Source organism: Dactylosporangium fulvum (assembly GCF_025137375.1).
GTDB lineage: Bacteria > Actinomycetota > Actinomycetes > Mycobacteriales > Micromonosporaceae > Dactylosporangium > Dactylosporangium fulvum.
Genome location: NZ_CP073720.1, coordinates 10264332 through 10290068 on the forward strand (window position 1 = coordinate 10264332; position 25737 = coordinate 10290068).

General features: G+C 71.5%; 26 protein-coding genes. 10 read left to right on the top strand and 16 right to left on the bottom strand.

Features of this window, described 5'->3' with window-relative positions; all coding sequences use genetic code 11:
* Positions 1-64: 64 nt before the first annotated feature.
* Positions 65-721 carry a Crp/Fnr family transcriptional regulator gene (locus Dfulv_RS47300; protein WP_259860337.1) on the bottom strand — a complete coding sequence of 219 codons (657 nt, stop codon included), beginning with the start codon at positions 719-721 and terminating at the stop codon, positions 65-67.
* Positions 718-2625, bottom strand: coding sequence for an adenylate/guanylate cyclase domain-containing protein (locus tag Dfulv_RS48700; protein ID WP_319805743.1), 1908 nt, complete (start codon positions 2623-2625; stop codon positions 718-720). Before Dfulv_RS48700 ends, Dfulv_RS47300 begins: the two co-directional genes overlap by 4 nt.
* A 143-nt stretch (positions 2626-2768) precedes the next feature.
* On the opposite strand from Dfulv_RS48700, the gene Dfulv_RS47310 reads away from it, so the two are divergent.
* Genes Dfulv_RS47310 through Dfulv_RS47320 form a run of 3 tightly spaced genes read left to right on the top strand, consistent with a single transcriptional unit; the run spans position 2769 to position 4578 of the window.
* The gene (locus tag Dfulv_RS47310) at positions 2769-3473 is read left to right on the top strand and encodes a hypothetical protein (RefSeq protein WP_259860338.1); all 705 of its coding nucleotides are present in this window, start codon (positions 2769-2771) and stop codon (positions 3471-3473) included.
* Between the two features lie 15 nt (positions 3474-3488).
* Positions 3489-4118: a DUF6529 family protein gene (locus tag Dfulv_RS47315; RefSeq protein ID WP_259860339.1), complete on the top strand. Its 630-nt coding sequence runs from the start codon at positions 3489-3491 to the stop codon at positions 4116-4118.
* 13 nt (positions 4119-4131) lie between these two features.
* The gene (locus Dfulv_RS47320) at positions 4132-4578 is read left to right on the top strand and encodes a Rieske (2Fe-2S) protein (RefSeq protein ID WP_259860340.1); all 447 of its coding nucleotides are present in this window, start codon (positions 4132-4134) and stop codon (positions 4576-4578) included.
* A gap of 59 nt (positions 4579-4637) precedes the next feature.
* On the opposite strand, the gene Dfulv_RS47325 is transcribed toward Dfulv_RS47320, so the two are convergent.
* Positions 4638-6935 (bottom strand): ABC transporter permease, encoded by a 2298-nt coding sequence (locus Dfulv_RS47325; protein WP_259860341.1) that lies wholly within the window; start codon positions 6933-6935, stop codon positions 4638-4640.
* Positions 6929-7657, bottom strand: a complete 729-nt coding sequence (locus Dfulv_RS47330; RefSeq protein ID WP_259860342.1) for an ABC transporter ATP-binding protein — start codon at positions 7655-7657, stop codon at positions 6929-6931. Before Dfulv_RS47330 ends, Dfulv_RS47325 begins: the two co-directional genes overlap by 7 nt.
* A gap of 137 nt (positions 7658-7794) precedes the next feature.
* On the opposite strand from Dfulv_RS47330, the gene Dfulv_RS47335 reads away from it, so the two are divergent.
* Both Dfulv_RS47335 and Dfulv_RS47340 read left to right on the top strand, forming a co-directional pair.
* On the top strand, positions 7795-8970 hold the full coding sequence (locus Dfulv_RS47335) for a sensor histidine kinase (protein ID WP_259860343.1): 1176 nt from the start codon (positions 7795-7797) through the stop codon (positions 8968-8970).
* Positions 8967-9629: a response regulator gene (locus Dfulv_RS47340; protein ID WP_259860344.1), complete on the top strand. Its 663-nt coding sequence runs from the start codon at positions 8967-8969 to the stop codon at positions 9627-9629. Before Dfulv_RS47335 ends, Dfulv_RS47340 begins: the two co-directional genes overlap by 4 nt.
* On the opposite strand, the gene Dfulv_RS47345 is transcribed toward Dfulv_RS47340, so the two are convergent.
* Genes Dfulv_RS47345 through Dfulv_RS47360 form a run of 4 tightly spaced genes read right to left on the bottom strand, consistent with a single transcriptional unit; the run spans position 9596 to position 13440 of the window.
* Positions 9596-10165 carry an alpha/beta fold hydrolase gene (locus tag Dfulv_RS47345; RefSeq protein ID WP_259860345.1) on the bottom strand — a complete coding sequence of 190 codons (570 nt, stop codon included), beginning with the start codon at positions 10163-10165 and terminating at the stop codon, positions 9596-9598. The genes Dfulv_RS47340 and Dfulv_RS47345 overlap by 34 nt on opposite strands.
* A gap of 46 nt (positions 10166-10211) precedes the next feature.
* The gene (locus tag Dfulv_RS47350; protein WP_259860346.1) at positions 10212-11702 is read right to left on the bottom strand and encodes a sensor histidine kinase; all 1491 of its coding nucleotides are present in this window, start codon (positions 11700-11702) and stop codon (positions 10212-10214) included.
* Positions 11699-12394, bottom strand: coding sequence for a response regulator transcription factor (locus Dfulv_RS47355; RefSeq protein ID WP_259860347.1), 696 nt, complete (start codon positions 12392-12394; stop codon positions 11699-11701). The genes Dfulv_RS47350 and Dfulv_RS47355 overlap by 4 nt, the downstream gene beginning before the upstream one ends.
* Positions 12395-12426: 32 nt before the next feature.
* Complete coding sequence (locus tag Dfulv_RS47360) at positions 12427-13440, bottom strand: hypothetical protein (protein ID WP_259860348.1); 1014 nt, start codon at positions 13438-13440, stop codon at positions 12427-12429.
* A 3-nt stretch (positions 13441-13443) separates the two neighbouring features.
* Here Dfulv_RS47360 and Dfulv_RS47365 point away from each other — a divergent pair, with 3 nt between their 5' ends.
* Positions 13444-13758, top strand: coding sequence for a hypothetical protein (locus Dfulv_RS47365; protein ID WP_259860349.1), 315 nt, complete (start codon positions 13444-13446; stop codon positions 13756-13758).
* Here Dfulv_RS47365 and Dfulv_RS47370 read toward each other — a convergent pair.
* From Dfulv_RS47370 to Dfulv_RS47390, 5 genes are all read right to left on the bottom strand, one after another.
* Positions 13755-13904, bottom strand: a complete 150-nt coding sequence (locus Dfulv_RS47370) for a hypothetical protein (protein WP_259860350.1) — start codon at positions 13902-13904, stop codon at positions 13755-13757. The genes Dfulv_RS47365 and Dfulv_RS47370 overlap by 4 nt on opposite strands.
* Before the next feature lie 213 nt (positions 13905-14117).
* On the bottom strand, positions 14118-14366 hold the full coding sequence (locus Dfulv_RS47375) for a hypothetical protein (protein ID WP_259860351.1): 249 nt from the start codon (positions 14364-14366) through the stop codon (positions 14118-14120).
* An 18-nt stretch (positions 14367-14384) separates the two neighbouring features.
* Positions 14385-16019, bottom strand: coding sequence for a sodium:solute symporter family protein (locus Dfulv_RS47380; RefSeq protein ID WP_259869628.1), 1635 nt, complete (start codon positions 16017-16019; stop codon positions 14385-14387).
* A 117-nt stretch (positions 16020-16136) separates the two neighbouring features.
* A complete protein-coding gene (locus Dfulv_RS47385; protein WP_259860352.1) occupies positions 16137-16514 on the bottom strand; it encodes a response regulator in 378 nt (125 codons plus the stop codon).
* The gene (locus Dfulv_RS47390) at positions 16511-19147 is read right to left on the bottom strand and encodes a hybrid sensor histidine kinase/response regulator (RefSeq protein ID WP_259860353.1); all 2637 of its coding nucleotides are present in this window, start codon (positions 19145-19147) and stop codon (positions 16511-16513) included. Before Dfulv_RS47390 ends, Dfulv_RS47385 begins: the two co-directional genes overlap by 4 nt.
* A gap of 55 nt (positions 19148-19202) precedes the next feature.
* On the opposite strand from Dfulv_RS47390, the gene Dfulv_RS47395 reads away from it, so the two are divergent.
* On the top strand, positions 19203-19433 hold the full coding sequence (locus tag Dfulv_RS47395; RefSeq protein WP_259869631.1) for a histidine kinase dimerization/phospho-acceptor domain-containing protein: 231 nt from the start codon (positions 19203-19205) through the stop codon (positions 19431-19433).
* On the opposite strand, the gene Dfulv_RS47400 is transcribed toward Dfulv_RS47395, so the two are convergent.
* Complete coding sequence (locus tag Dfulv_RS47400) at positions 19417-19815, bottom strand: TraR/DksA family transcriptional regulator (RefSeq protein ID WP_259860354.1); 399 nt, start codon at positions 19813-19815, stop codon at positions 19417-19419. The two genes, Dfulv_RS47395 and Dfulv_RS47400, sit on opposite strands and share 17 nt — an antisense overlap.
* 228 nt (positions 19816-20043) lie before the next feature.
* Here Dfulv_RS47400 and Dfulv_RS47405 point away from each other — a divergent pair, with 228 nt between their 5' ends.
* The gene (locus Dfulv_RS47405; protein WP_259860355.1) at positions 20044-20451 is read left to right on the top strand and encodes an ATP-binding protein; all 408 of its coding nucleotides are present in this window, start codon (positions 20044-20046) and stop codon (positions 20449-20451) included.
* Here Dfulv_RS47405 and Dfulv_RS47410 read toward each other — a convergent pair.
* Entirely contained in the window at positions 20426-20767 is a 342-nt protein-coding gene (locus Dfulv_RS47410; protein ID WP_259860356.1) for an STAS domain-containing protein, read from the bottom strand. The two genes, Dfulv_RS47405 and Dfulv_RS47410, sit on opposite strands and share 26 nt — an antisense overlap.
* 104 nt (positions 20768-20871) lie before the next feature.
* Positions 20872-22329 carry a fused MFS/spermidine synthase gene (locus Dfulv_RS47415; protein ID WP_259860357.1) on the bottom strand — a complete coding sequence of 486 codons (1458 nt, stop codon included), beginning with the start codon at positions 22327-22329 and terminating at the stop codon, positions 20872-20874.
* Between the two features lie 36 nt (positions 22330-22365).
* Here Dfulv_RS47415 and valS point away from each other — a divergent pair, with 36 nt between their 5' ends.
* Together valS and Dfulv_RS47425 are read left to right on the top strand one after the other, a co-directional pair.
* Entirely contained in the window at positions 22366-24831 is a 2466-nt protein-coding gene (gene valS / locus Dfulv_RS47420) for a valine--tRNA ligase (RefSeq protein ID WP_259869642.1), read from the top strand.
* Positions 24831-25637, top strand: a complete 807-nt coding sequence (locus Dfulv_RS47425; RefSeq protein WP_259869645.1) for a TrmH family RNA methyltransferase — start codon at positions 24831-24833, stop codon at positions 25635-25637. The genes valS and Dfulv_RS47425 overlap by 1 nt, the downstream gene beginning before the upstream one ends.
* Positions 25638-25737 lie beyond the last annotated feature (100 nt).

Here is a 25737-nt window from a genome sequence, read left to right on the forward strand (position 1 = left end):
CGCTTGAAGATCGACTACTGGGTATGCGCATAGTTGCAAGGGTCAAAGCAAGGGTGACCCTCATCTATTGAGCACGATCTCTCAACGCCGAGAGATCGTGGACGATCACGTGCAGGCGTCCCGTCTGAATCAAGCCTTCTTCGCGCAGCGTGCGCAGCGCCTTGGTCACCGCCTCGCGCGAGGCCCCGGTCCAGCCGGCCAGCTCGTCCTGGGACAGCGGCAGGTTGATCCGCAGCCCGTCGCCGGTCTGCTCACCGAAGCGCTCCGCCAGCTCGATCAGCCGGGCGGCCACCCGTCCGGTGGTGTCGTACGCGCCGAACTCGATGCGCTTGCGGTCGGCGTCCCGCAGCCGGCGGGTCAGCTCCCGCATGAGGAGGAACGAGACGCGGGCGTGGCCCAGGAGGTACCGCTCGAAATCAGGCGACGGCACAGACAGCGCGGTGACGGGTTCGAGCGCGGTCACGGTCGCCGAACGGGGACCGCCGTCGATCGCGGACAGCTCCCCGAGCAGCGCACCCGGGCCGCGGACGGCGAGCACGACCTCGGTGCCGGAGGCGGTGTCGGAGGAGACCTTCGCCCGGCCGGAGCGCACGATGACCACCGACTCGGACCGGCTGCCCTCGCGGTAGATGACCGCGCCGCGCTTCCACTGTTTGTGATGCCCGGCTGCCTCCAGGGCGGCCTGCTCGTCAGGGTGCAACAGATCGAAGAACTCGGTCATGACAAAGCCTCCACCGCGTACGCCCGGACTGTCTGCCGGCGACCTTTCACTTCCAGGTCGCCGAGGAAGGCCGCGCGGGTCCGGTCGGCGACGGCGTCGAAGGTGGCGCCGCCGATCACGACCTGGCCGGGCTCGGCGATGGTCTGCAGCCGGGCCGCCACGTTGACCGCGTCACCCATCGCGTTGAAGCCGCGCAGCAGCTCGCTGCCGATGTTGCCGACCAGCGCCGGTCCGGTGTTGGCGCCGACCCGGAACCGCGGCCAGTCCGGCCGGCCCTCGGCGATCTCCCGGACCGCGGCCTGCATCTGCAGCGCGGCGCGCACCGCCCGCAGCTCGTGGTCGGCCTGCCGGGCCGGCGCGTTGAACAGTGCCAGCAGCGCGTCGCCGACGAACTGCACGATCGTGCCGCCGTTGTCGAGGATGCACGGCACGGCGACGCCGTGGTACCGGTTCAGCATCTCGACGATGTCACCCGGCTCCACCGCCTCGGAGAACGTGGTGAACCCGCGCAGGTCGGCGAAGAGCGCGGTCACGTCGACGAGCTGGCCGCCGAGCGCGGCCTGGTCCGGGTCGGCGAGCAACGCGGCCGCGACGTCCGGCGACATGTACTGGCGGAAGAGCGTCGACAGCTGCCCGTAGAGCCGGGCGTTCTCGAGTCCGATCGACAGCTGGTTGGCGAGGGTGGCCCGCAGCTCCGCCCGGCCGCCGGGCGGGATCCGCACGGCGCCGGCGACCTGCCCCTTGACCGTGAGCGGAAGGGTGTCCGCGCCCCGCAGGTCGAGGCGCCCGTCGGAGATCAGCCCGATCTCGACGGGTCCGAACGAGGGCTCGACGGCGGCTGCGGCGGCCCGCAGGAACTCGTGCTCCCCCGCGCCGACCCGGGCCTGCTCCCCCACGGTCACCAGCGCGCCGAGCCTGCCGGACAGGTCCCGCTCGGCGAGCAGCGCCGCGGCCGCCCGGTCCAGGACCGCGGCCTGCTTCTCGGTCAGCCCGAAGCGCTCCGCCATCCGCACGGCCAGCCGCTCCGGCCGCTCGCCCCGCTCCGACTCCTGCAGCGCGGCGACGAGTTCCTCGAGCGCCGCCTCATACTGCGCCCGGACCCGCCGGGTCGTCTCGGCGACCGCGATGCCGTCGAAAAGCCCGGCGGCGGTGCCTTCCCGACGGTACTGGACGTAGGCGGAATAGCCGACGAAGAGGAAGGCGGTGGTCAGGATCAGGTGCCACTCCCACCACGACAGCCGCCACTTGTCGGCCAGTGTCACGGCGACCATCGCCTCGGCGAGCAGGACGAACGCCGTAACGACCGAGATCAGCACGGCGCTCGGCGCCCGCCGGTGGAGCAGGTAGAAGCGCACCGCCGCGACGAGGTACAGCACCACGGCCGCCAGCGCCGGCCACACCATCACGCCCTCGACCTCGCGGACCTGCGTCTGACGGCTCAACGGCGGCAGGTCCAGCAGCGAGACGACCATCCAGGCGAAGAGGATCAGCGCCAGCGCGACCCGCAGGCCCGACTGCCAGCGCGGGATGCCCGCGGGAAGTCGTAATGACGACAGCACGGCCAGTACCGCTCCGATGATCAGACCCACCGCCATGGCGGTGTCGAACCCGGCGTTGGGGTGGCCGATCAGGACGCCCGGGGTGGCGATCGCGTGCGCGAAGAGGAACCCCGCCGCCGCGAGGAAGACCAGGGAGACCAGGAACAGCCGGCCGTCCGAGCGGTTGTGCGCCGCGATGCTCATCGCCACGCCGATCGCGACGTTGACGGCCGCCACCACGAGCACCAGCCAGAAGTGGGTCTGATGGTGCTGCCAGATGACATCGGCGTCGGGCACCGTCAGCAACAGCCAGAGTCCGGCGATCGGCAGCGCGAGATGCGCGGCCCAGACGACGACGCGAGGCATCGACGCACCCACCCTTCAAGGTCACTTCGGCGACATTGCAGCAGTTGCGTTGTGCGTCTTTGGACGCAGACACGCTACGCCAACCTCGGTCTCATATTCATCGACAGCACCTGACGGGTGCGATCACTCTGTGGGAGCCACCGATGAAGTTCACGGGACCGATCATCACCCTGGGCGCCGGCCTGGTCGTCGCCGGCGTGCTCTACACGCTCAATGTCGACCTCAGCAACAACGTGGCGCGCAACAACGCCGCGGCGACGCAGACCACAACCGCTGCGGCCCCTGCGGCCACCACACAGACGGCGGAGCCGCCTCCTCCTCCCGCGCCACCGTCAACGGCGGCGGTGACCGGTGACGGCAGCGGCCCGGCCGGCCAGCAGGGGACCGTGACGTACGCCGGCTCCGTCGCCGGCGGGGTGGCGTCACTCGCCATCGTCGTCAACAAGGGCAAGGCGATCGCGTACGTCTGCGACGGCAAGTCCGTCGAGGCGTGGCTGGAAGGCACCATGACCGACGGGCAGATCGTGCTGAAAGGGCCGAAGGGCAGCCTCGCGGGCACGTACGGCAACGGGCAGGCCAAGGGCAGCGTCACCGCCGGCAGCAAGACGTGGGAGTTCACCGTCAAGCCCGCGGCGGCACCGTCCGGCCTCTACCGCTCGGCGTCCGCGCTGCGCAACAGGCTCGACGCCAGCTGGGTCGTCCTGCCGGACGGACGCCAGGTCGGCGTCGACAACACGGGCGGCAACCCGAAGCCGGCGCCGGCGTTCGACGTGAACACCAGGACCGTCACCGTCGACGGCACCACCGTCGCGATCGAGGCCAGCCTGCCCGCCGGCAGCGGTAGCTGAACAGGAGCCACGACGATGTCAGCCCCGATGGAACAACCGCTGCCCGCAACCGACTCCTGGCCCGCGCCGGCGCAGCTGCCGCCGCCACCTCCCGTGGTCGGGCCGACCAGCCCGAAGACGGCCGCCGCGCTCATCGTGCCGGTGCTCGTCGGCTGCCTCGTCGCCGGCGCGCTCGGCGTCTACGGCAAGCTCCACGAACCGACCGGCATCGCGGTGAACGTCGCCGGCTTCTCCAGCCCGCAGACGGTCAAGGTCTGGCTGGCCACGCTGGCCTTCCTGCTGGCGCTGGTGCAGCTGTTCACCGCGCTCGTGATGTACGGCAAGCTCCCGGTGTTCCGCGACGCCTCCTGGCTCGGCGGTGTGCACCGCTGGTCGGGCCGGGCGGCGTTCATCGTGTCGATCCCGGTCGCGCTGCACTGCCTGTACGCGCTGGGCTTCGCCGACTACGACACCCGCGTGCTCGTCCACTCGCTGCTCGGCTGCTTCTTCTACGGCGCGTTCGCCATGAAGATGCTCGTCCTCGCCAAGAAGGGCGTGCCGAACTGGGCGCTGCCGGTCTTCGGCGGCCTCGTCTTCACGGGCCTGTCCGGCCTGTTCGTCACCTCCGCGCTGTGGTTCTTCACCACGTTCGGCGTCAAGTTCTGAAAGGGAACCTGCTGTGAGCAACCAGACGACTCGCCGAACCCTGCTGGCCGGTGCGGGCGCGGCGGGCCTCACCGCCGCTCTGGCGGGCTGCGCGGCATACGGCGACACGGGCGGCGGCGCCGCACCGGCCGACCCGGGAACCGGCGCGACCGACGGCGGCGCGGGCGCGCAAGGCGGCGGGTTCGCCAGGACCGGTGACATCCCGGTCGGCGGCGGCAAGGTCTTCGAGGATCAGAAGATCGTGGTGACCCAGCCGACGGCCGGCACCTTCAAGTGCTTCACCGCGGTATGCACGCACGCCGGATGTGTGGTGGGAGACGTCTCCGGCGGCACGATCAACTGTCCGTGCCACGGCAGCAAGTTCAAGGTGGCGGACGGTTCGGTCGCGGAGGGCCCGGCGAAGAAGCCGCTCGCCGCGGTGGCCATCACGGTCGACGGCGACGCCATCAGAAAGGCCTGACTCCCACAGGGCCGATCGCCCGGGTCAGTCCACATCGGACGGACCCGGGCGCCCGGTCGTCAGCACTGGACCGCGGGCTCCCGGCGGGCGGTCGCCGCCGCGGCCAGGGTGGCCAGCAGCAGGCAGAGACCGACGACGACGCCGATCACGGACCAGGGCACGACCAGGTCCACCGGCGCGCCGACCTGCTCGCTGAGGCCGGCGCGGATGCTCAGCAGCGCGGCGAACGCGACCACCCCGCCGAGGACCGCACCGATCAGCACGACAAACGCCGACTCGCCGACCACAAACGCGAGGACCTGCCGTCGGGTCGCACCTGCCAGGCGCACGACCCGCACGTCCGGTGCCCGGCCCGCACCCGCCATCAGCAGGGTGTTGGCGACCGCGATCGCGCCGTAGCCGGCGGACACCCCGATGAGCATGAGCGTGGCCAGCCAGACCAGCCGGTCCTCCGCGCTGTCCGCCTCGGCCGCCCACGTCGCGACGTCAACGACCCGCGCGCCCGATCCGGCCGGCGGCTCGACCGGCTCGCGCAGGTGGACGGCCGGCGCCAGCGCCGACGGGTCGTGGGCCCGCACGACGTCGCGGGACAGCACCAGGTCTCCCCGCAGGTCACCGGTCGGGGCCACCGCGGCGACCAGCAGCGGGACCGCCTCGCCGTCGGCGAAGACCACCGTCATCGTCTCGCCGACCCGCCGGTTCGTCGAGGCCGAGACGGTGACCTCCCCGGCCTGGGCGGCGCCCCCCGCGACGCCGACGGCGGTCAGCACGCCGTCGTCCGTGTAGACCGTCGTCGGCAACGGCGCGTCGGCCGGCAGGCCGGCGAACACGGCGTCGGACAGGCCCGGTGTCCGGTCCGGGACCAGCGCCCAGCGGGTGTCGACGTCCGCCGCGCGGCCCGCCGCATAGGCGTCGGTCGTGGTCCGGACCATGCCCGAGACCAGCACCGCGAAGGCGACCGTGAGGAGCACCGGCGCGGCGGTCGACGCGGTGCGGCGGGGCGCGGTCAGCGTACTCTCCCGGATGAGCTGCGCGATCGCACCGCCGCGGCACAGCCGCACGACCGGCGGCACCGCGGCGGGCGCGAGCACGGCCGCCCCGGTGACCAGGGCCATGGCGCTGTACAGCGCGAACGTCGCGCCGTCCTGGGCGTCGCCGGAGGTGGCTGTCCCGATCGCGAGCGCGACCCCGGCCGCGACGGCGAGGCCGCCGACGATCCAGCGCGCCCGCCCCATCGGCCGCTGTTCGACGGCCGCATCCCGCAGCGCCTCCAGGGGCCGGACCCGGGCCGCCCGCCGCGCCGCCGTGGCCGCGCCCGCCAGCGCGACCAGCGGCCCGACGGTGAGCGACACGGCGATGGGCCACAGCGCGTAACCGACGGTGTAGGTCGCCGGCTCGAACCCGGCGTCGATCAGAACACGACCGAGTGCCGGTGCGGCCGCGGCGCCGATGAGCAGGCCGGCGACCGAGCCGGCACATCCGACCGCCAGGGCCTCGCCCTGGACCGCGCGCCGGATCTGGCGGGGCGTCGCACCGATCGCGCGGAGCAGGCCGAGTTCGCGGCGGCGCTGCGCGACCGTGAACGCGAACGTCGAGGCCACGACAAACACCGTGACGAACCCGGCCAGCGCGGCGGTGCCGGTGAGCACCTGCATGCCGATCCAGCGCGTCCGAGCGTCGGCCCGCGGCTCCAGCGCGCCGCGCGCCGACCCGGCGAGGACCCTTCCGTCACCGCCCACGACGGTCCGCGCGGCGGCGGCCACCCGACCGGGGTCGGCGCCCGGCGCCAGGACCAGGCCGATCGCCCGCACACCGGGCGCCGCGGCCGCGGCGACCTCGTCCGCCACCAGCAGCAGGGGCGCGTCGACGACCCCGGTCACCACATACGGCGCCGGGCCGGCCGCGGTCAGCAGGGTCACCGCCGAGCCGGGCGCGAGTCCCAGGGCACGGTCGACGACCACCTCGCCGGCCTTCCGCGGCTCGGCGCCCGCCGTCAGGCCGAGGCCCGCCAGGCGGACGCTGGACCAGCCGTGGCCCTCGGACGGTTCCTGCCGCGGGCGGCCGTCGACGAGTGCCTGGACGTAGAAGGTCCGGTCCGGCACGGCGGCCGCGACACCCGGCACGGCGGCGAGGCGTGCGGCGAGGTCCTCGGCCGCGCGGGTGGACCAGGGCCGCGCCGGTGGGAACGGGTTGGCGGGTGTGTGCGCCTCGGTGCCCGCCACGACCACGGGCGCGGCGGCGAACCGGTCGGGGACGTGCGGGCGGCCCGCGGCGAGGAGCAGCATGGCGGCCGCGACGAGCGCCACCCCGATCGTGACCGCGACGAAGGCACCGGCGACCCGGCGGGCCCTCAGCATGACGGCGCCGTCCGTGCGGCGATCGCGTCGACGGGGACCGGACCGGTGACGTCGTCGACGACGCGGCCGTCGGCGAGGAACACGACGCGGTCGGCGTATCCGGCGGCGACCGGGTCGTGCGTCACCATGACCACGGTCAGCTCGTGGTCGTCGACGAGTGCCCGCAGCAGCTCGAGGACCTGGCGTGAGGTGACGCTGTCGAGTGCTCCGGTCGGCTCGTCGGCGAACACCACCGCGGGCCGGCTGATCAGGGCGCGGGCGACGGCGACCCGCTGCTGCTCGCCGCCGGAGAGCTCACTCGGGCGGTGCCGGGCCCGGTCGGCGAGGCCGACGGCGGCCAGCGCCGCGGCAACGTCCGACGCGGGCGGGCGGCGGCCGGCGAGGCGCTGCGGCAGGGCGACGTTCTGCTCTGCGGTCAGCGCCGACACCAGGTTGAACGCCTGGAATACGAAGCCGATCCGGTCGCGCCGCAGCCGGGTCAGGCCGTCTTCGCTGAGCTTGTCGAGGGCGACGCCGTCGATGCTGATGTGGCCCGCCGCCGGGCGGTCCAGGCCGGCCGCGCAGTGCAGGAGGGTCGACTTGCCGGAGCCGGACGGCCCCATGACCGCCGCGAGCCTGCCGCGCTCGAACGTCACCGAGACCCCGTCGAGCGCGGTCACCCGGCGGGCGCCGGTGCCGTAGACGGCTCGGACGCCCTCCAGTACCACCGTCTGTGTCGTCATGGCCGGAAACGATGCCGCGAACCGGGCCGGTGGCGCGTCGGACCAGAGCCGTCACTTCCTGCCCCCGATGTCATACCCTGGGCTGACGGCCCACGAGCGGACGCGCTGATCCGGCACCGGCGGCTACCGTCGACTGCGTGGCCAGTGCCCTGCTGACCCGGCGGCTCCGCCTGGTCGACCTCGTCGCCGTGGACACCGTCCTCGCGCTGCTCCTCGCGCTGCTGTGCGGCTACGCCGCCCGGGCTACACCCGTGGAGGGCCCGAACGAGCCGTTCTGGGTCTCCTTGCTGGCCGGCCTCCTGATCGGCCTGCCGGTGGCGGCCCGCCGGCTGCGGCCCCGCGCCGTCGCCGTCGCGGTCGTCGTCGCGTCCGCGGCGACGCTGACGACCGGGGTCATCCCCTCATACGCGGCGGTGGCGCCGTGCCTCGCGCTGGTCCTGGTGTTCTACACGCTCGCCTCCTCGGCGCCGCAGCGGCGGACGCTGTGGCTCGCGATCATCGGTGAGGCCGTGGTGGGCGGTGCGCTCGCCGGCGGCGACCTGCTGTGGGCGGGCACCTCCGGGGAGCCCATCAGCCCACTCGCCGCCGTCGGTTACGCGCTGGTGGTCATCACGCCGGCGATCCTGGTGGGCTACACCGTCGGTGAGCGGCGGGCACACGCCGGCCAGGTGCGTCGCGAACTGGTGCGGCAGGCCGCGATCGAGGAGCGGCTGCGGGTGGCGCGCGAGCTGCATGACGTCATCGCTCACACGATGACCCTGATCGTCGTGAAGGCATCCGTCGGCAACCATGTCGCCGAGGCCAACCCGCAGGAGGCGCGCGACGCGCTGCGAGTGATCGAGGAGACCGGCCGCACCGCGATGGCGGAGGTACGCCGGGTGCTCGACATGCTGCGGGAGGACGGCTCCGACGGCGGCGCGACCCCGGGCCTCGCCGACCTGCCGCGGCTGGCCGAGCGGGCGGCCGTCGGCGGCGTCGATGTCCGGCTCGACGTGCGCCGTGACACCGCGGCCGGCCCGGTGCCCGCCGGGGTCGGGCTGGCCGTCTTCCGGATCATGCAGGAGGCGGTGACCAACGTGGTGAAGCATGCGGCGCCCGCGACCTGCCACGCCCGGGTCGTGGTGGATCCCGGGGAGGTCCGGGTCGAGGTCACCGACGACGGCATGCGGGAGGCCGTGGTGAACGGTGCCGGACACGGGTTGATCGGCATGCGGGAGCGGGTCGCGCTGCACGGCGGTGACCTGTCCGCGGGTCCCCTGCCGGGCGGCGGGTTCGCGGTGACGGCCCGGCTGCCGTACGGTGGCCGACCGTGATCCGGGTGCTCATCGCCGACGACCAGGCGCTGCTGCGGGGCAGCTTCCGGGTGCTCGTCGACATCAGCGGGGACTGCACCACGGTCGCCGAGGCCGGCACCGGCGCCGAGGCCGTGGCGCTCGCCGTCGAGCACCGGCCCGACGTGGTGCTCATGGACGTGCGGATGCCGGAGATGGACGGCATCGAGGCGACCCGGCGGATCTGCGCGGACCCGGCGACGGACGGCACGCGAGTGCTGATCCTGACGACGTTCGACCTCGACGAATACGTCTACGGAGCGCTGCGCGCGGGTGCCAGCGGCTTCCTGCTCAAGGACACCCCGCCGGCCGACCTGCTCGCCGCGGTCCGGGTCGTGGCCGCCGGGGAGTCGCTGCTCGCGCCGTCGGTGACCAGGCGGCTGATCGCCGAGTTCGTCCAGCGGCCGCGGCCGGCCCGCCCGGTGCCGCGCCGCCTCGACGGCGTCACCGAGCGGGAGCGTGAGGTGCTCATGCTCGTCGGGCGGGGGCTGTCCAACCCGGAGATCGCCGAGCACCTCGGGGTCAGCCTGGCGACCGTGAAGACGCACATCGGCCGGATCCTCGCCAAGCTCGGCGCCCGCGACCGGGCGCAGCTGGTGATCGTCGCCTACGAGACCGGCCTGGTGTCACCGGGCGCCTGACCGAGAAAGGCGCGCAGGGCCGCGGCCGTGTCCTGATCGCCGCGGGTCTCGGCCCACCGGACGTCCTCGAGCCACGGCTGCCAGCTCGCCGACGGGTCGTGCCCGAGGCCGTCGGCGGACCACAGGACCAGCGTGGGGCAGGTGAGACGACGGCGGCGGGCGGGCTCGTCCTCCGGCGCCACGGTGTCGAGCAGGGCCAGGCGCTCGACGAGGATCGGATGCGCCAAGGCCAGGTGGAGTGCGATGTGGGCGCCGTCGTCGCGGCCGGCGATCGAGAACTGGTCGTGGCCGAAGGACTTCATCAGGGCCATGCAGTTGAGCGCCGTCTCGTGCCGGCCGGACGGGCCCGCCGGCAGCTCCGGGCAGACCACCGTGCACCCGTCCGCGAGCAGCGGCGCGACCCGCTGCCAGATGCGGTGCGTGGACGAGCGGCCGTGCAGCAGCAGGACCGCCGGCCCCCGCCCGCCGTGCCGGACGGGCAGCGTGACGTCCCACAGGTCGACCCGGTCGAGCTGAAATCCATCGAACACACTCATTCCATACACCATGACCGAGGCACAGGTGATGCCAAATCCGGTTCAGCTAGCGCTGTTCGGCCAGTGGGAGGGTGACGCGGAAGGCGGCGCCCTCCCCGGGCGCAGTGCGCAGCGTCACCTGGCCGCCGTGGGCGTGGACCAGGGCGGCCACGATCGACAGGCCCAGGCCCGAGCCGCCCAGGGCACGGGTCCGTGACGGGTCGGTCCGGTAGAACCGCTCGAAGACGCGGGAGGCGTCCTCGGCCGTCATGCCGGGGCCGTTGTCGGCGACCTCCAGGATCGCGTCGCGGCCCCCGGTGCCGACGAACACGGTCACCTCGGTCCCCGCCGGCGTGTGGGTCAACGCGTTGGACAGCAGGTTCTGCACCACCTGGCGCAGGCGGGTCGCGTCGCCGAGGACGATCGCCGGCTCGACGTCGGCTTCGTCGTCGTCGCTGCTCGGGGTGCGCAGCCGCAGCCGGTGGTCCTTGGCGGTGACCCGGGCGTCGATCAGCGCGTCGGTGGCCAGGGCGAGCAGGTCGACCGGCTTCTTCTCCAACGGGCGCTGCTGGTCCATCCGGGCGAGCAGCAGCAGGTCGTCGACGAGCAGGCCCATCCGGGTGGCGTGGTGCTCGATCCGGCCGATCGTCTCCGCCGGGTTGCCGCCGGACTGGCGGTGCAGCTCCGCAAAGCCGCGGATCGAGGTCAGCGGGGTGCGCAACTCGTGGCTGGCGTCGGCGACGAACCGGCGCATCCGCTCCTCGGACGCCTTGGCGGCCTCCTCGGAGGCGCGTGCCGCCTCTTCCGAGGCCCGCCGTTCGTCGAACGCGGTCTCGATCTGCCCCAGCATCGTGTTGAGGGCCTGCGACAGGCCGCCGACCTCGGTCCGCGGGTCGGCCTCGGGCACCCGCCGGGTGAGGTCGCCGGCGGCGATCGCCTCGGCGGTCTCCTCCACCTCGACCAGGGGTCTCAGGCTGGAGCGCACCAGCAGGTACGCAACAACCGCGAGCAGGACGAGCACCCCACCCCCGACCGCAGCGCTCATCCGGATCTGCTGGTTGACCGTCTTGTCGACCTCGTCGAAGCTGAGCGCGACGACAACCGCCTGCACGCCACCGGGCGACTGACGGGCGGTGAACAGCACCCGCCAGTCGTGTCCGTCTCCGCCTGCCGCGGGCACCGTCGTGTAGTAGGGCAGCCGCATTTTGGTGGCCGAGGCGTCGGCCAGGTCGCCGACGTTCGTCGGCAGTTTCGGGGCTTGCTGCCCGTCGTAACTCGGGATGAAGGCCGAACGGTCGATCTCGCCGGTTTTCCAGTCGACACACCCCACGTAGTAGCCGGTGAGCTGCTTCGGGCCGTGCCGGTCGTCGGTGTTCACGAAGCCGCGCCCGCAGTCCGTGAAGGCCCCGTCAGCGCTGGTCTTGAGCTGCTCGTCGAGGCGGTCGCTGAGGTAGGTGCGGGTGTTGTAGACGCCGACGGCGCTGGTCGTGACCAGCGCCGCGGCGAGCAGGATCAGCATCAAGCCGACGAGCTTGATGCGGAGCGGCAGGGCTTTCATGTCCGTGGCAGGCGCAGCGAATAGCCGACGCCGCGGAGCGTCTGCAGCAGGCGCGGCTCGGTGGTGTCGATCTTCTTCCGGAGGTAGGAGACGTACGACTCCACGACGCCGGCGTCACCGCCGAAGTCGTACTGCCAGACGTGGTCCAGGATCTGCGCCTTGGACAGCACACGGCTGGGGTTCGTCATGAAGTACCGCAGCAGCTTGAACTCCGTCGGGGACAGCTGGACCTCCTGTCCGGCCTTGAACACCTCGTGGGTGTCCTCGTCCAGCTCGATGTCGGCGAAGGTGAGCCGCGAGGTCTGCGTGCCGGCGCCGCTCGCCGGGTCGGCCACCCGGCGCAGGACCGCCTGGATGCGAGCCAGGATCTCGGAGAGGCTGAACGGCTTGGTGACATAGTCGTCGCCGCCCAGCGTGAGCCCCTTGATCTTGTCCTCGGTGGCGTCGCGCGCGGTCAGGAACAGCACCGGGACACGGGTGCCCTCGCCGCGTAGCTTGCGCAGCACCTCGAAGCCGTCCAGCTCGGGCATCATGACGTCGAGGAGGATCATGTCGGGCCGGAAGCGGCGCGCCTCCTCCATGGCCTGCCGGCCGCTGGTGGCGCTCGCCACGTCGTAGCCGTGGTACTTCAGGCTCGCGGTGAGCAGCTCGACGATGTCCGGCTCGTCGTCGACCACAAGCAGCCGCGTCATGATTCGCTCCAAATAGCGTCAGGGTTCCCTTGTCATGTCGAGAGTGCCGCCGGTTGCTGGCCACTTGATGCGGTTTCCCTGAAAACCAGCTGTGAACCGGCTGCATCGGAATCCGTCCGGAGCGCGAGCAGCATCGCGAGCAGCACGGGGAACTCCAGGTAGGCGTGGTAGGAGGCGAACGCGCTGTACATCGCCCGGCCGGAGGCGTAGTCGATCACGAACAGCACGGCCAGGGCGGCGCCGAGGCCCGCGCCGAGCGCCCAGGCCCGGCCGCCGGTGAGCCACGGCGCGCGCCGCTCGAACGCCCTGGTCGCGTCCGGGGCGTGCCGCGGCAGGAACCAGACCCAGACGAAGTAGTGCATCGTCTGGAGGAACGCGAAGATCACCAGGAACCGGGCGCCGATGATCGACTCCGCGCCCGGCGGGGCGCTCAGGGCGATGATCCGGGCCGGGTCGCCGGCGAACGCGGCGACGGTCGTCCGCTCGGCGCCGGTCAGCGCCGGGTCGGCGACGCCGGCCAGCAGGAGGGCGGGCACGACCAGCACCCACCCGAGCTGTGTGGCGCGGAACCAACGGCGCGCGGTGACGTTGCCGATGCGGCCGGCCCACTCCCACAGGAAGAACAGCGGAACGACGTTGTGCAGGTGCGCGAGGACCACGAAGTGGTACCCGGGCCAGGCCAGCGATATCGCCGCAGCGAGCGTCAGGACCGCGCCGGCGCCGGCCAGCCACCAGCGGCGCAGCGCGTGGGCGCAGCCGGCCGCGAGCACGGCGTAGCCGATCAGGATCTCCGCGTACCGCGCCGGCTGGCCGATGAACATGGCGGCGATCCGGCAGAGCACGATCGCGCTGATCAGCCCGAGCAGTACGGCCAGGAAGCGCCCGTTGAGGACCGGCGCGAACCTTCCGGTGACGTACCGCAGCTCGAGCACGTTGTGCAACACGCCGAACGCGATCAGCCCCAGGACGGTCGTCGCCAGCGGCGCCTGGAGGGCGACAGCGAGCGCAGCGGCGGCCGCGGCGGCGAAGAGCAGGCTTATCTTCATGCGATGTTCCCCGCGCTGCTGCTGACCCTGGCGGTCGAGGTGCCGCTGTACACGGCGGCGCTGGTCGCGCTGGGCCTCACGACCCGCCGGCGGGCGGCGGCGCTGGGCGCGCTGGTCAACCTGCTGACGCACCCGGCGTTGTGGTGGTTTCTGGCGCCGCGCCCGTCGGCCACCCGGTTCTGGACGGCGGAGGCGGTGGTCGCCGTGGTCGAGGCCCTTGCGCTGCTGGGAGTCGTACGGCGAGATGGCGCACTGCTACTGGTGATCAGCATCGGGGCGAACGCCTGCTCGGTGCTCATGGGGCTGCTGGTGCTCTAGTACTTGCGGTTTCTCGTCCGGCGCAGCAGCCAGACGACCAGCACGACGATCGCGGCCACAACGGCGACACAGACGAGCGCGACGACAACGGCCGTTCCGGCGAGGAACTCAGGTTCCGGCGCCGCGTCGGCAAGCACGATTTCCATGCCGGGAGTCTGCCGCCCGCCCCCAGGCCGGGTCGCTCCCCTCCTCGGCCCTTTCCCCCTCCCCCTCCCGGCGCCCTCCCGGCGCGCGATCTTGGAGTTGTGGTCCTGGCTTTATCCGCATAAAAGCGACAAGTTAGGGACCACAACTCCAAGATCGCGGGGACCTGCGGGTGCGGGGGCCTGCGGGTGCGGGGGCTGCGGGTGGGCGACGGGTCAACGGTGCTCGTCGGCGGGGCGGAGCCACTGCCACAGCAGGAACAGCAGGCCCAGCGCCAGCATGCCGAGGCCGATCCAGAGGTTGATGCGGACGCCGGCGGCCTTGTCGATCTCGGCCTTCGAGTCGAACAGGCCGACGATCGTGACGATCACGCCGTAGACCGTGAACAGCCCGCCGATGACCCGCCGCACGTCGAACAGGCGGGCCGCCCGTGCGGTGTCGACCTTCTTCTCCTGGTCACTCATGGTTCGGGACACCCTTTCCTACAGGAACGGCAGGTAGAAGGCGACGGCGAGGGCCACGACCACGGCGCCGAGCAGGACCGGCGAGCGGTACCAGGCGGCGTCGCCGGCCAGGGCGTCGGCGGTGAGGTCGTGGTTGCCGATGCCGTAGACGAGCCCGTTGAGCTCCTCGTCGGTCTTGCGGGTCGTCATCAGCGTGACCACCACGGCGGCGATCGCGACCGTGACGAATGCGATGCCCGCGCCCCAGAACGATTCGTCCAGGTCCGAGCCGAAGGTGAACCAGCCGAACCACTTGTAGCCCGCGTACGTGACGAACGCCGCCACCGTGCCCGCCAGCAGCCCCCAGAAGCCGGCCCAGGCGGTCATCCGCTTCCAGAACATGCCGATGATGAAGGTCGCGAACAGCGGGGCGTTGAACAGCGAGAACAGCGCCTGGATGTAGTCCATGATGTTGCTGTAGCCGGCGGCGATGAACGCCGTGCCGATGCCGATGATCACGCCGACCACCGTGATGATCCGCCCGACGCTCAGGTAGTGACGGTCGGGTTCGTCCCTCTTCACGTACTCCTGCCAGATGTCGTACGTGAAGACGGTGTTGAACCCGGAGACGTTGGCGGCCATGCCGGCCATGAACGACGCGAGCAGCCCGGTGACGGCGATGCCGAGCACGCCGTTGGGCAGGAAGTCGCGCATCAGCAGCGGGATGGCGTTGTTGTACTGCAGGTCGCCTTTGTCGGCGCCGAGGCCCTTGACGGTCACCAGGGCGACCAGGCCCGGGATCACGGTCACGAACGGGATGACCAGCTTCGGGTACGCCGCGATGATCGGCGTCCGGCGGGCGGCGCTCATGTTGCGGGCCGACAGGCCGCGCTGGACCTCGGCGAAGTTGGTCGTCCAGTAGCCGAACGACAGCACGAACCCGAGGCCGAACACGATGCCCCACCAGGAGGCGCCCAGCGGGTTGTCGGTGCCGCCGGTGTTCGACCAGGTGTGCAGGCCGGCGTCGCCGAGCGTGGTGTCCCGTACCGCGTTGAACAGCCCGTTGATGCCGCCGACCTTCACCAGGCCGATGATCGCGATCGGCAGGAGGCCCGCGATGATCACGAAGAACTGCAGGACCTCGTTGTAGATGGCGCTCGAGAGGCCGCCCAGCGTGATGTACACGAGGACGATGGCGGCGCCCACCACGATCGCGGTCCACAGCGGCCAGCCGAGCAGCGCCTGCATGATCAGTGCCAGCGCGTAGAGGTTGACACCGGCGATGAGCACCTGCGCGAGCGCGAAGGACAGCGCGTTGAGCAGGTGGGCCGGCCGGTTGAAGCGGCGGCGCATGTACTCGGGGACGCTGCGGACCTTCGAGCCGTAGTAGAACGGCATCATCACGATGCCGAGGAAGACCATCGCCGGGACGGCGCCGATCCAGTAGTAGTGGACGGTCATCATGCCGTACTTGGCGCCGTTGGCGGCCATGCCCAGGATCTCCAGCGCGCCCAGGTTGGCGGAGATGAAGGCGAGGCCGGTGACCCAGGCGGGAAGCGACCGTCCGGAAAGGAAGAAGTCGACGCTGTTGCGGATGGATCGGCGGGCCGCGAGACCCACCCCGAGAACCGTGATGAAGTAGAGCGCCAGGAGGACGTAGTCCAGAGCGTCCATCTGCAGGCGTAGGCCGTCGGCAAGAGTTTCCACCCATTGCCTCCTGTTTGCCGGACGAGGGAGTGCCCAGGCACCTACCCAACGCCGGGTCCACCCCAAACCCGGGTGGGCACCGCATCAACGGCCCAGGTGGCTACTCAGGAGGTCGACGAGAGCCTGGGCCGCGTACGGCTTGTCCAGGAACGCGTCGCAGCCCGCCGACATCGCCGCCGCCCGCTCGTGCGGCAGGACACTGGCGGTCAACGCGATGACCTGTGGACGGTCGGCCCGTTCCCGCAGGTCGGCGGCGAGCGTGAGGCCGTTGCCGTCGGGCAGGTTGACGTCGAGCAGGACCACGTCGACCGGTCCGTCCGCCAGGGCCGTCCGCGCACCGGCCAGGCTGCCGGCCTCGACGAGCTCGACCGTGCGGACGGCGTCGTCGCTCGCCCGGGCCAGTATGGCCCGGACCAGGACCCGGTTCAGCTCTTCGTCCTCGACCAGCAGCACCTTGCTCATCTGGGGGCGCCTTCCTGACGGGCGTCGGACACCGCACCGGCGACCGCGGCGAGGTCGATCCACTCGCGCAGGCCGTCCGAGGCGGCGGCGCTACGCGGTACCGTGCCGATGACCTTGCCGGTCAGGCGCCGGCGGTCGGCGTCCGGTATGCCCGGGGCGGTCAGGGCGAGCACCGGGATGCCGCGCGTCGCCGGGTTCACCTCCAGGCCGGCCAGCAGGGCGAAGCCGTCGACGTCGGGCATCTGCAGGTCGCAGACGATCAGATCGAAGTGCCGGTCGCGGGACAGGCGCAGGCCCTGCGGCCCGTCGTCGCAGGTCACGACGTCGATCCCGCCGTCGCGTAACTGCTGCTCCACCACCGCGCGCGTGTGGTCGTCGCGGTCGACGACCAGTACCGACGCCGGATCATCGCCGGACATGGGCGCGATGTGCCGGGCCAACTGGGCCAGGAGGGCGTCGTGGTCGACGGGCTTGACGAAGAAGTCCGCCGCGCCCAGCGAGAGGCCGGCCTTGCGGTCGTCGATGATCGTGGCGAAGAAGACCGGGATGTCGCGCAGGGCGTCGTCGCGCTTCAGTTCGCGGATCACGTCCCAGCCGTCGAGGCCGGGCATGATCACGTCGAGCAGGATGGCGTCCGGCTGCCACTCGTGAGCGGCGGTCAGGCCCTCTTCACCGCTTTTGGCGACCCGCACGTGGTAGCCGGCCGCCGCCAGGTAGGTCAGCAGCAGCTCGGCGGCGCTGGCGTCGTCGTCGACGATCAGCACCCGGCCGCGGGCGACACCCTGCTGCTCGACGACCCGGATCGGGTCCCGCGCCGCGAGCACGGCGGCCGGCAGGTGGACGGTGAACCGGCTGCCCTCGCCGAGCGTCGAGGCCAGCGAGATCGTGCCGCCGTGCGCCTCGACCAGGCGCCGCGTGAGCGCCAGGCCGAGCCCGGTGCCGGCGTTGCGCTGAGCGGCGCTGCCGAGCTGCTGGAACTCCTCGAAGACCCGCTCCTGGTCCTCGGGGGCGATGCCGATCCCGTTGTCGGCGACCGTGATCGCCACGCGGTCGCCGTCCTGGTTGGCGGTGACCGCGATGAGGCCCTCCTCGGGTGTGAACTTGATGGCGTTGGACAGCAGGTTGTCGAGGATCTGCCGGAACCGCAGCGGGTCGGCCCGCACCGCGACGGGCGGCACGTCGAGGTACACCTGCAGCCCTCTGTTCTCGGTGAGCGGCCGGAGATTGGTGGCGACCTCGGCGACAGCGGTGTCGAGCGCCAAGGGCCGCGGGTTGAGCTCCAGCCGGCCGGCCTCCACCTTCGCGAGGTCGAGGATGTCGTTGATCAGCCCGAGCAGGTGCCGGCCGCTGTTGTGGACGTGGTCGACCCATTCGGCGGGCACCGCGCGGCGGTCGCCGTCGGGCGACTCAGCACGCATGAGGTCACTGAAGCCGATGATCGCGTTCAGCGGGGTGCGCAGCTCGTGGCTCATACTCGCGAGAAAGTCGCTCTTGGCCTGGCTGGCGTGGGTGAGTGCGGCGACCGAGTCGGCCAGCTGGTCGGCCAGGTTGCGCTGCTCGGCCATGATCATGCTGCGCTCGGCGAGCAGGCGGGCCTGGCCGCCGAGGACACGGGCGAGACGCAGGTCGTCGGAGGTGAAGAGGGCGCGGTACCGGTCGAGGAGCAGCACGGCGCCGCGGCTGTGATCGGCGAGTTCGATCGGCAACGCGGTCACCACGCGAGTGCCGGTGAGCCGGGCAAGCGGGTGGTCCTCACGCAAGGCGATCGGTTGCCGCTGATGAATCAGCTCGTCGAGCGTGAAGCCGGTGATCGGCCCGTGCGGCAGCCTGGTGCCGGACCGGCAGACCGCCGCGATCCGGTGGAGCCGCTCGTCGAGGAGCATCACCGCGTCCGTGCCGGTGGTCTCGTGCACCACTTGTACGTAGCGCCGCCACACCTGGTCGGTGCTGACGGCGACCGGCAGGCGCTGGAGATCCTCGGTCGCCTCGTACCAGACCGTGGCCGACATGACCCGGCGCAGCCAGACCGGCGGCATGAACGCGACGAGGTACAGCAGCGCCGAGACCATCCCGACGGCGCGGCCCGTCTGGGACAGCCAACTCATGGTGTTCGGGTACACGACCGCGCCGCTGAACAGGATCAAGATCATGACCGCGAAGAGGTACGTCGCGGCGGCGGCGAGCCGCAGCCGCACCCGCGCCGCGCCGGAGCGCCGTTTCGCGCCGTTGAGCAGGAACGATCCCGCGATGACCTCGGTGACCATGAAGGTGACGGCGATCAGGATGAGGTACCCGAGGTGCAGCGGCCGGGGCGCGAGGACGGCCACTGCGAAGCCGACGAGCAGCAGCACCAGCAGGGCGCGGTCGAGCCACCGGGGCACGTGGCGCAGGCGGGCCGTGAGACGCAGCGTCAGGTACGGCTGGATCATGAGCAGGGCCGTGGCGAAGCTGCCGGCGGCGACGGGGAGCGGGCGGTCCGAGAGTTCGCGGAACAGACCGTTGACGCAGACCGCAAGGGTGGGCAGGAAGATCAGCGTGATGTCCCGCTGCACCGGATCCCGGTCGCGGAGATACCCCGTGAATGCCCGCAGGAAGATCACCGCGACCAGGAATGTTGTGACTAGAGTTATCATGCAACTACGCCCCGTAACGTTCGAACGGGACCCACTCTAGTCAGGCTTGAAGAGCATGGAGGGCCGGATGGGCGACGAGGCGCTCGCCGAACTGCGGGCCGAGGTATCCTCGTGCGCCCACGACCTGTCCAACGCCCTCGGCGCGATCATGAACTACACGACGTTTCTCGCCGAGGATCTGGCCGGCACGCCGGCCGCGGCCGAGTACCTCCCCCACCTGCAGCGCGCGGCCCAGCGCGCCCTCGACCTGGTCGAACGGCTGAACGCGACTACCGCCGCTCGCTGATCGACTTGCAGGCCACGCACAGGGTGACCGAAGGGAACGCGGCGAGCCGGGCGACCGGGATCTCCTCGGAACAGGTCTCACAGGTGCCGTAGCGCCCGGCCGCGAGCCGATCGAGCGCCCGGTCGACCTGATCCATACGGCTGCGGATGGACAGGGCGAGGGCGAACTCCTGCTCCCGGTTGAAGGCCTTGGTGCCGAGGTCGGCGACGTCGTCCCCGGCGTCGACCACGCCGGCGAGCGTCATCTCGGCCACGGCCTCGGCATGTTCCGTCTCGAGTTCCTGCCGGCGGGCGGTGAGCGCCTCACGGAGGTCCTCCGTCCGGGCGTCATCGGCGCCGCGCTGTGTGCTGGTGGCGATGACGGTCTCAGGATGGACGAGCATGTGGACCCCCGGGCTTCGTGCGGTGCGGAAATGATTGGCTTCCGGAGTGCCCAGCCTGGGTACGGCGCAAACCTGCTCGGAGGGCCGTTCGCGAGGCCCGTCCGGCCCCACCCTTTCGGTGCTCCGCCGCGCCGGTCCCCCTGGCCGGCCGCCACCGCGCCGGGACTTCTCGACCGCCTTCGACGGGCAGGCTGTTCTTTCCGGCAGCGGCGGGGCACCATGAATGACATGGATGCGGATCAGGTCGAGGTGGACGTCCCGCAAGGGCACGCCCGTCAGGCCCGGCGGGTCATCTCACAGGCGCTCGACTCATGGGGGCTGGCCCACCTCAGCCGCGGCGCGGTCATGGTCGGACACGAGCTCGTCGCCAACGCGCTGCGCCACGGCATGCCGCCAGCCATCTTGCGCCTGCTCCGGCGCGATGACGTCCTGATCATCGAGGTCGGCGACGGCAGCGAGCAGGTCCCCCGCATCCAGGAGATCGACAACAGCACGAGCATGTCAGGGCGTGGCCTGCAGATAGTGAGCAAACTCGCGCGGGCCTGGGGGGTCCGCCCGCATCCCGGCGGCAAGACCGTCTGGGCCGAGATCGCCCTGGTTCAGCCCGCCGTCAGGCGTTTGCACCATCCCGCATGATCGGCAGGATCTGGTCCAGGCCGGTGATCTCCAGGGTCATGGCGACGTCCTCGTTCGGGTTCGCCACGACCAGGGTCGCGCCGGCATTCTGCGCCCGGCGCCAGCAGCCGACCAGCGTGCCGAGGCCGCTCGAGTCGATGAAAGACAGGCCGGTCAGATCGATGATGACCGCTGTCGCACCGGCCTCCAGCTGCTGAACCACCTCTGCCAGCAGTTTCGGCGCGGAGTCGAGGTCGAGCTCACCCACCGCCATGAGTTGGGCACGGCCGTCCTGCCGGTGCACGGACAGCTCCCAGACCGTCTCGTCGTCAACCACCTTCAGACGTTCCCTTTCCCTGCTCACGTTCACTCTCACTGGTCAACAGTGTGTTGTACCCAATCGGTGGAGTTCAAACGCTGGCGGCGTCAACCCGACTGGTTCTACGGCGAATACGTGAGCAGTTGGTCGACGGGCGCGTAGTCGTCGGTGAGCACCGCGGCGTCACCGATGAAGTCGCGCAGGCCGTCGCCCGTCAGCACCTGCGCGTCGACCGGCGCCTCGAAGGGCCGCAGCGGTTCCGTCGAGCCGAGCACCACGAAGTTGCTCCCCGTCTCGCCGCGCAGGGCCGCCGGCGGTGCGATCAGCGCCACGTGCGCGAACACCGACGCGACGGTCGCCACCTCGGCGCGGACGAACCGGCGGGCCTTGCCGTCGATGACGTTCAGCGCGTAGACACCACCCGGCCGCAGCACCCGCCGGACGTCCTCGGTCAGCTCGCGGGTGGCCAGGTGCCAGGGGACCACCAGGTGACCGAAGGCGTCGCCGATCACCAGGTCACGCGACGCGGACGGCTCGCGGTGCAGGTTGGCGCGGGCGTCGCCGGTGACGGCCCTCAGTTGCGGGCCGGTGACCAGGCCGAGCCGCTGCCGGTCCAGCGTCACCAGCGCGGCGTCGAGCTCGAGCACCACGCTGTCGGTGCCGGGGCGGGTCGCCGCGAGGTACCGGGGCAGGGTGAAGCCACCGCCGCCGAGGTGCAGCGCGTCGAGCCGGCCGGCCGGCAGTTCGTCCACATAGGACGCAATCCAGCGGGTGTACGCGTATTCGAGGTGGGTCGGGTCGTCGAGGTCCACATAGGAGTGCTGGGCGCCGTTGAGCAGCAGCGTGCGCCCCGACGGGCGGTTGTGGTCGACGGCGACGCTCGCGCAGTGGTACGCCGTCTCGACGTCACACGGGTCCGGCGCGAAGACGGCGACGGGCACGCCGGCGGTGATCACGGCGAGGGCGGTGACCGCCGGTGCGCGCTTCCGCCAGTACCCCAGCAGCCCGAACCCGGCAAGGGCCAGGACCCCCGCCAGTCCGAAGAGGATGCCACTCGTCGGTGCCGTGGCGACCAGCACAAACCCCGTGCCGAGCGTGGCGGTGATCGCGCCGAGCGTCCCCACGCTCGACAGTCGGCCGACGACCCGGCCGGTGTGGGCGAGGTCGCCGAGCTGAAGCTTGACGACCAGCGGGGTGACGGCCGACAGCAGCGCCGCCGGCAGAAAGAGCGTCAGCATCGCCAGGAGCAGCACGCTGGTGGGATCGGTGCCGCGCAGCCACTCCCCGGCGATGCGCACGATCGGCAGGGTGGCGGCGGTCGCGAGCGCGCCGAGCAGCAGCAGCGGGGACAGCAGTTTCGCCGGGTCCAGGCGGCGGTCGGCGAGCCAGCCGCCGGTCCACGTGCCGTAGGCGATGGCACCGAGGGCCACCCCGATGACGGCGCTGCTCGTCTCGAGCGTCACCCCGACGTACGGTCCGATCAGGCGCAATCCGGCGACCTCCAGCACCAGGACAGCACCGCTGCTGAGGAAGACGAGACCGGCCGCGACCCGGTTATTGAGCGGTGTGGCAGTCGTCACCGCTCTAGCATGGGGCACATGCCCGATTCCGCACGCATCCCGGACCGACCGACCCTCGACGGCCTCGAGGAGCGGTGGGCGAAGGTATGGGACGCGGAGGGCACGTACCGCTTCGACCGCACCGCAGAGCGCGCCGACGTGTTCTCGATCGACACGCCGCCACCGACGGTGAGCGGCGCGCTCCACATGGGTCACGTTTTCTCGTACACGCAGACTGATCTCATCGCGCGCTACCAGCGCATGCGCGGCAAGACGGTGTTCTACCCGATCGGCTGGGACGACAACGGGCTGCCGACCGAGCGGCGGGTCCAGGTCACGTATGGCGTGCAGTGCGACCCGACCCTGCCGTACGACCCGGACTTCACCCCGCCGGACCGCCCCGGGAAGACCCCGGTGAAGATCAGCCGGCGCAACTTCGTGGAGCTGTGCCATCGGCAGACCGCAGTCGATGAGCAGGCCTACGAGGCACTGTGGCGGCGCGTCGGCCTGTCCGTCGACTGGTCGCACCTCTACACCACGATCGGCGACCGCGCGCGGGCCGCCGCCCAGCGCGGGTTCCTCAACGCCCTGGCCCGCGGCGACGCCTATCCGCTCGACGGGCCGACGCTGTGGGACGTCACGTTCGGCACCGCGGTGGCGCAGGCCGAGCTGGAGGACCGCGAGCGGCCCGGCGCCTTCCACCGCCTGAAGTTCGGCGAGTTCTTCGTCGAGACCACGCGGCCCGAGCTGCTGTCGGCCTGCGTGGCGCTGGTCGCGCACCCCGACGACGAGCGGTTCCGGCCGCACTTCGGCACGACGGTCCGCACCCCGCTGTTCAATGTGGACGTCCCGCTGCTCGCACACCCCCTGGCCGACCCGGAGAAGGGCACCGGCCTGGTCATGGTGTGCACCTTCGGCGACCTCAACGACGTGACCTGGTGGCGTGAGCTGGACCTGCCGACCCGCACGGTGATCCAGCGCAACGGGCGGCTCGCCCTGCAGCCGCCGCCGGGTGTCGAGGACGACGACTACGCGCCGATCGCCGGGCTGACCGTGCACCAGGCGCGGGAGAAGATCGTCACACTGTTGCGGGCGTCCGGCGAGCTCGACGGGGAACCGCGCCCGGTCAAGCACGCGGTGAAGTTCTACGAGAAGGGTGACAAGCCTCTCGAGATCGTGGGCACCCGCCAGTGGTACATCCGCAACGGCGGACGGTCGCCGCAGCTGCGTGCGGCGCTGGTGGCGCGCGGGCGTGAGCTGGAGTGGACGCCCCCGTTCATGCGCGCCCGCTACGAGCACTGGGTCGAGGGCCTGACCGGCGACTGGGTGATCAGCCGCCAGCGGTTCTTCGGCGTGCCGATTCCGCTGTGGTACCGCTTGGACGCCGACGCCCGGCCGGTGTACGACGAGCCGATCGTGCCCGAGGCGTTGCCGATGGACCCGAGCAGTGACACGCCACCGGGGTTCGAGGAGGTCGACCGCGGGCAGCCGGGCGGCTTCGTCGGCGACCCGGACGTGATGGACACCTGGGCGACGTCGTCGCTGAGCCCGCAGATCGTGGGCGGCTGGCTCGACGATCCGGACCTGTTCGACCGGGTGTTCCCGATGGATCTGCGGCCGCAGTCGCACGAGATCATCCGCACCTGGCTGTTCGCCACCGTGCTGCGCGCGCACACCGAGCACGGCGTGCTGCCGTGGCAGCGCGCGACGATCGCCGGCTGGATCCTCGACCCGGACCGCAAGAAGCTCGCCAAGTCGAAGGGCAACGCCCAGGACTCGCCGGAGCACATCCTGACCCAGTTCGGCGCCGACGCGGTGCGGTACTGGGCGGCGAGCGCCCGGCCCGGCGTCGACACCGCGTTCGACACCAACCAGATGAAGGTCGGCCGCCGCCTCGCGGTGAAGCTGCTCAACGCCAGCCGGTTCGTGCTCGGCTTCGGCGGCTCGCCCGACCCGGCCCTGGTGACCGAGCCGGTCGACCGCGCCCTGCTCGGCGCGCTGTCCACAGTGGTCGAGGAGGCGACTGCCGCGTTCGAGGCCTTCGACTACGCGCGGGCGCTCGAGCGCACCGAGCAGTTCTTCTGGTCGTTCTGCGACGACTACCTGGAGCTGGTCAAGGCCCGCGCCTACGGCGAGGCCGGCTCGTCCGCAGTGGAGTCCGCACGGGCCGCGCTCGCTGTCGCCCTGTCGACGCTGCTGCGCCTGTTCGCGCCGTTCCTGCCGTATGTCACCGAAGAGGTGTGGTCCTGGTGGCAACAGGGTTCGGTGCACCGTGCGGCGTGGCCGACGCCGCTGCTGTCCGCCGACGCCACGCCCTTGACCCTGGCCACCTCGGTCCTGGGCGCCATCCGTAAGGCGAAGTCCTCGTCCCAGCAGTCGATGCGGGCCGAGGTGGCTCTGCTGACGGTGGCCGGTCCGGTCGACGCGCTGTCGCAGCTACGTGCCGATCTGACGGCGGCCGGCAACGTGCGCGACTGGTCCGTCTCGGAGGCGCCTTCGCTGTCAGTTACCGTCACGTTGTGATGGAACTGCAGGCCATCGGGGTCCAGCATCCCGCCGTGCGACAGGTACAGCACATCCAGAACAACACGGCGCCCAATCGGTACAAGCTCTTCGTCGCCGAGGGTCTGTGGGCGCACAACATGCTGCTGTCGCACAACGCGCCGATCGACACGTTCTTCTGGTGTCCGGAGGCGATCTACGCTGACGAGGCGCACCGGCGGGCGGAGGAGATCGCGGCGCGGGCCGAGCGCGCGTTCCGGATCTCGCTGCGCACGCTGGAGAAGATCTCCGAGCGCGACAAGCCCGACGGCCTGCTGTCCCTGGCCGCCCTACCGCGCTGGACACCACGGGACCTGCGCTTCGGCCGCTCGGCGCTGGTGCTGGTCGCCGACGGCCTGGAGATCCCCGGCAACCTGGGCACGCTGATCCGCACGCTGGACGCCTGCGGCGCCGACGCCCTGGTGCTGACGAACCGCAAGACGCGGCTGACCCATCCGAAGGTCATCCGAGCCAGCCAGGGGACCATCCTGTCGGTGCCGACGCTGGAGTTCGAGGAGGTGGCCGAGGCCGCCGAGTGGCTGTCGTCGCAGCGCTTCACGACGTATCTCGCGGACACCGACGAGGCGATGAACTATCGGCAGGCAGACTACTCGGGGCGGACGGCGCTGGTGGTCGGCAGCGAGCGCTACGGTATCGCCAGGGACTGGTACAAATATGGCCACGAGCGTGTCGCCGTCCCCATGCTGGGCTCGGGCGACTCCTTGAACGTCTCGGTGTCCGCGTCGATCCTGCTCTACGAGGCCAGGGCGCGGAAGTCCCGCTGGTAGCCCTGGCAGCGCTCGCACCGACCCGCTTCGTCGACCCGGTTGGAGACGACAGTGGCCTTGGAGCCACCTCGACGGCGGGCTCCGAGGCCGACTGTGGCCG